Raw genomic sequence first — 4,435 nt, 5'->3', positions numbered from 1 at the left:
AAGGCAGGGGTGAGACCCCGCAGTGCGTCAGCACGAAGAGGCTCACCAGCCGCCCGCGGAAAGCGGAGTGTATGTCCGGAGCGGTGATTTAGAGCACCTTTTTTCAGCAAAAGCAAAAAATCCGAACAATTCGTATTCTTTATGAAAGAATGTTGAATCGTTCGGATTTTATTTGGCTAGAAAAGCCGCTTTTGCTTTTTAAAGCTTAAACGAGCTTTTCAATGATACGATTAAATTAAAGACAAGATTATTTTCCGTTGTATCTTTTGGATCAACATTAAAATATCCGTGACGGAAAAATTGGAACTTCTCTTGTGAATGAACTTCCTTCATATTAGGCTCGACAAAGCCATTTAGAATTTGAAGAGAATTTGGATTCACTTGATCAAGGAATGTTTTCTCGACTTCGGTCTCTTCTAGTTCTTCAGGATCTTCACTAAGAATAAGTGGTTCATATAAACGGAACTCAGCAGGGACTGCTTGCGTAGCATCGACCCAGTGCAAGGTTCCTTTTACTTTTCGACCAGTAAAACCTGAGCCACTTTTCGTTTCAGGATCATACGTACAATGAATTTCTACAACATTTCCATCTTCGTCTTTAATAACGTCTTCGCATTTAATGAAGTATGCATGCTTGAGGCGAACTTCGTTTCCAGGGAAGAGACGGAAATATTTTTTTGGTGGGTCTTCCATGAAATCTTCTTGCTCAATGTAGATTTCTCTTGAGAAAGGAATTTGTCTTGTTCCCATCTCTGGATTTTCAGGGTTGATTTCAGCATCAAGCATTTCTACTTGTCCTTCTGGATAGTTCGTAATCACTACCTTTAACGGACGAAGAATGCCCATCGTACGAGGAGCTTTTAGCTTTAAGTCTTCACGAACAAAATAATCGAGCATTTGCGAATCAACTGTACCGGATCCTTTTGAGACGCCTGTTTCACGTACAAATGCACGAATCGCTTCAGGAGTATAGCCTCTTCGGCGTAAGCCTGAAATAGTCGGCATACGAGGATCATCCCAGCCGTCAACAAAGCCTTCATCGACTAATTGCTTTAATTTACGCTTACTCATAACGGCATTTGTTATATTAAGGCGACCGAATTCAATTTGCTGAGGTGTGCTGGACATTTCACACTCTTCAACAATCCAGTTGTATAGTGGACGTTGGTCTTCGAACTCAGTCGTACAAATAGAATGCGTAACATCCTCAATCGCATCTTCTAATGGATGAGCAAATGCGTACATTGGGTAAATGCACCACTTGTCACCAGTATTGTGATGAGTTGCATGAGAAATACGATAAATAACGGGATCACGCAGATTAATGTTAGGTGAGCTCATATCAATTTTCGCACGCAATACTTTTTCACCGTTTTGAAATTCACCACTACGCATACGCTCAAACAAATCTAAGTTCTCTTCAATCGTACGATCGCGGTAAGGACTGTCTTTGCCTGGTTCAGTTAGTGTTCCGCGATACTCACGAATTTCTTCTTGTGTCAGATCGTCAACATAAGCTTTGCCCTTTTTAATAAGAAGAACAGCTCTTTCGTACATCTCTTGAAAATAATCAGAAGCAAAATAAAGACCGTCCCAATCATAGCCAAGCCACTGGACGTCTTCCTTGATCGCATGAACGTATTCTGTGTCTTCCTTTAATGGATTCGTATCATCAAAGCGCAAGTTCGTCTTTCCGTTAAATTCAGCTGCTAAATCAAAGTTAATGACAATTGATTTTGCATGTCCTATATGTAAATATCCATTAGGCTCAGGAGGGAAGCGCGTAATGACATGGTCTCTCTTACCGGAACCTAAATCTTCTTTTATAATATTTCGTATGAAGTTGGAATGATTATGCTCCATGTATTTCACCCTTTCTTATTATGTAGTGTGTATTGGATTCTTTACCATAATACACTATGTAATAGACAATATTGTATCATAAGTCATGAATTGGACAAATGATCGTTTATGAACATCTTTCACGGTAGCTAACGCACATAAACCCGTTTATAGTAGTTTTTTATTTTAATTCGGTATGGTATCGTTTATTCATTAGTTGTTTAGGCAGCAGGAGTTGATAAGGTTGATAGGGGATCGAGTAAAAAAATACCGAAAAAACAAAAACATGTCGTTAACAGAATTAGCCAAAAGAGCAGGAGTAGCGAAGTCTTATTTGAGCTCCTTAGAACGAAACCTGCAAAAAAATCCATCGTTGCAATTCCTTGAAAAAATTGCTCATGCATTAGAAGTTTCAGTGAATCTGCTACTAGAAGATGACAACCAGCAAGAAGAAGTATCGGGTGAATGGCTTGAAATTATTCAAGATGCGATTAACGAAGGCATTACGAAAGAGCAATTCGCGGAGTTCTTGGAATTTCAGCGATGGAAACAAGAGAAATAACAGTTAAGAAAAAAGACTTTATTCAATAGTTTTATTTTTGATAGCGATTTTCGCAAGGATGATGCTGTGAAGTAAGGTATTCTCATAGTGAAATGGAGCGAAAGCCACTCGGCTCCTGCGGGAAATAGAGGGAGGCCATTGAAAAAGTGCCTAACTGCCGCAGGGGAATGACACTACGCTTTCCGCGGGTGCCCGGTGAGCCTCCTCGGCTGTCGCCTGCGGGGTCTCACACGTGGGTCACGGCTCCCGCAGGAGTCTCCGTGTCATTCCCCTGCTAGGATTACTTTTACTTTTACTTATCTTTAACTTGTTACTCTTACTCTTCTACGATTTCTTTTAACCCATTCACTTTCTCTGAATCATACATAGGTCATAAATCTGTTACATTTATCTATCTTTCTCGACAGAAGTAGGCAACCTTTTGAGAAACAAGAAAGGTCTAGTTATTACCACTAATTCCCAGTAAATTCGATAAGAAATTTATGACTATTTATAGTGGTAATTTATTGGAAAGCATCGAACATTCAGAATAATTGTCTCGCGAATTTCCTTCTTTTCCACTATGCCTATGGTATAATTTTACTATCAGAAAAGGCATAGTCTATCGAAAGGTAGTGACGCAAAGTTTCAGATCTAAGGTAATCAAACGGATTGCTATGATGGCTGGGCTACCGAAATCGGAGGTTGGAGTTGGATAAGCTGAATCAAAAAAACAAGTCGATTGATCAGGAATGGATATTGTTAGTAAAAGAAGCAAAGAAGCTTGGATTATCAACAGAGGATATTCGAACATTTATCAACGAAAACAAACCACGAAGAACATTCACCGAAATCACTCCAGCTGAACCGCTTCATAAAAAAGTGAATTAAGCGAAGCGAATAAAGAAAACCTATTGAACTTTACTTCAATAGGTTTTCTTTATTTATATTGTTCATTTCTCTTGTTCTTTTTGTTTTTGCCATTTTGTGAACTCAAGGTATTCCACAAATTGTTGTTTGCTTATACCTGAATTTTGCGCTTCTTTAGCAAGTTGTAACCATTCCTCATCTAGGTCTCCGTCTAATTCTTCATTTTTGTTACCCATTAGAGAGTGAATTTGAGTATCTAACGCTTCAGCGATTTTTTCCAGGAATTGAATCGATGGATTTGATTGAATATTCCGCTCAACAGAGCTTAAATATGATATAGCAACATCTGCTCTTAGTGCCAATTCCGATAAAGAGAATCCTTTTTTTAAGCGTTCTTCTTTTATTCTAGTTCCAATCATTATGATTCTCCTATCAATGTAGTGTGTTTATTTCATTATCTTGAAAAAAAAGAATAGTCAAATAAATAGTAAGCTCACACACAAAAAAAGGTAGCTTGACGCAAAAACAATTGTAACAATTTAGTTCTTTATACCCGTTTGGAGGCATGATCAAACATAAAAATTTTTCTTTTTCTAGGCAAAAAAGCATACTATTTTTGTGAAATAATTGTACAATGAATGTATCATTAAAGAACTATATGTAAAGGTGGGAATGCTTATGAAGAATGAATCAGTGATCACGAAAGAAGAAGCGATCCTTGATACATACAAAAATGTACTACCATTCATTCAATCAATGCTTCCGGATGTGGCAATGGGGATTACGAATCGGGAAGAATGGCTTGCTTATTATCCTGGGGAAAAAATCAACTTAGGAGTGAAAGCAGGAGTTAAAATTATGCCAGATGAACCGTTAGCAGAATGCATCAAATATCGAAAAGAAATTCGAACAGAAGTAGATCCTGAATTCTTTGGCTTTTCTTTTACAGGCTTAGCAAAACCAATTGTTGAAAATAACAAAGTAGTCGGAGCGATTGCGATTCAACTCCAAGAACAAAATGAAAAAAAGTTAATGGAGATCTCAGATACAATGGTGTCGGCCCTTTCTCAAGCTAACGATGGCGTATCAAGCATTGCCAAAGGTGCAGATGACCTTGCTAGTGCAACAGAAACGTTGCAAACACAATCAAAAAATGCAAGTGGATATGTAAATGAGATTGTG

The 4,435-nt window shown here is 38.2% G+C and carries 4 protein-coding genes, 1 pseudogene and 1 riboswitch; of the genes and pseudogenes, 3 read left to right on the top strand and 2 right to left on the bottom strand.

Going from position 1 to position 4,435, the window contains the following annotated elements:
- Positions 1-198: 198 nt before the first annotated feature.
- Complete coding sequence (locus JCM9140_RS21525; RefSeq protein WP_034751585.1) at positions 199-1,863, bottom strand: glutamine--tRNA ligase/YqeY domain fusion protein; 1,665 nt, start codon at positions 1,861-1,863, stop codon at positions 199-201.
- Between the two features lie 223 nt (positions 1,864-2,086).
- Between JCM9140_RS21525 and JCM9140_RS21520 the strand changes: the two genes are divergently transcribed.
- Both JCM9140_RS21520 and JCM9140_RS21515 read left to right on the top strand, forming a co-directional pair.
- Positions 2,087-2,404, top strand: a complete 318-nt coding sequence (locus JCM9140_RS21520) for a helix-turn-helix domain-containing protein (protein ID WP_034751582.1) — start codon at positions 2,087-2,089, stop codon at positions 2,402-2,404.
- Between the two features lie 583 nt (positions 2,405-2,987).
- Positions 2,988-3,080: riboswitch (cyclic di-GMP riboswitch) on the top strand.
- A 14-nt stretch (positions 3,081-3,094) separates the two neighbouring features.
- The gene (locus JCM9140_RS21515; protein WP_034751579.1) at positions 3,095-3,274 is read left to right on the top strand and encodes an anti-repressor SinI family protein; all 180 of its coding nucleotides are present in this window, start codon (positions 3,095-3,097) and stop codon (positions 3,272-3,274) included.
- 62 nt (positions 3,275-3,336) lie between these two features.
- Here the strand turns inward: JCM9140_RS21515 and JCM9140_RS21510 are convergent, their stop codons facing one another.
- On the bottom strand, positions 3,337-3,672 hold the full coding sequence (locus JCM9140_RS21510) for a helix-turn-helix domain-containing protein (RefSeq protein WP_034751578.1): 336 nt from the start codon (positions 3,670-3,672) through the stop codon (positions 3,337-3,339).
- 259 nt (positions 3,673-3,931) lie between these two features.
- Here JCM9140_RS21510 and JCM9140_RS21505 point away from each other — a divergent pair.
- Positions 3,932-4,435 (top strand): annotated as a pseudogene (locus JCM9140_RS21505) (methyl-accepting chemotaxis protein); the annotation flags it as partial.

Origin of the sequence: Halalkalibacter wakoensis JCM 9140 (genome assembly GCF_000513095.1) — a bacterium.
Classification (GTDB): Bacteria; Bacillota; Bacilli; order Bacillales; family Bacillaceae_D; genus Halalkalibacter; species Halalkalibacter wakoensis.
This window is presented reverse-complemented; position numbering and strand designations above follow the sequence as displayed.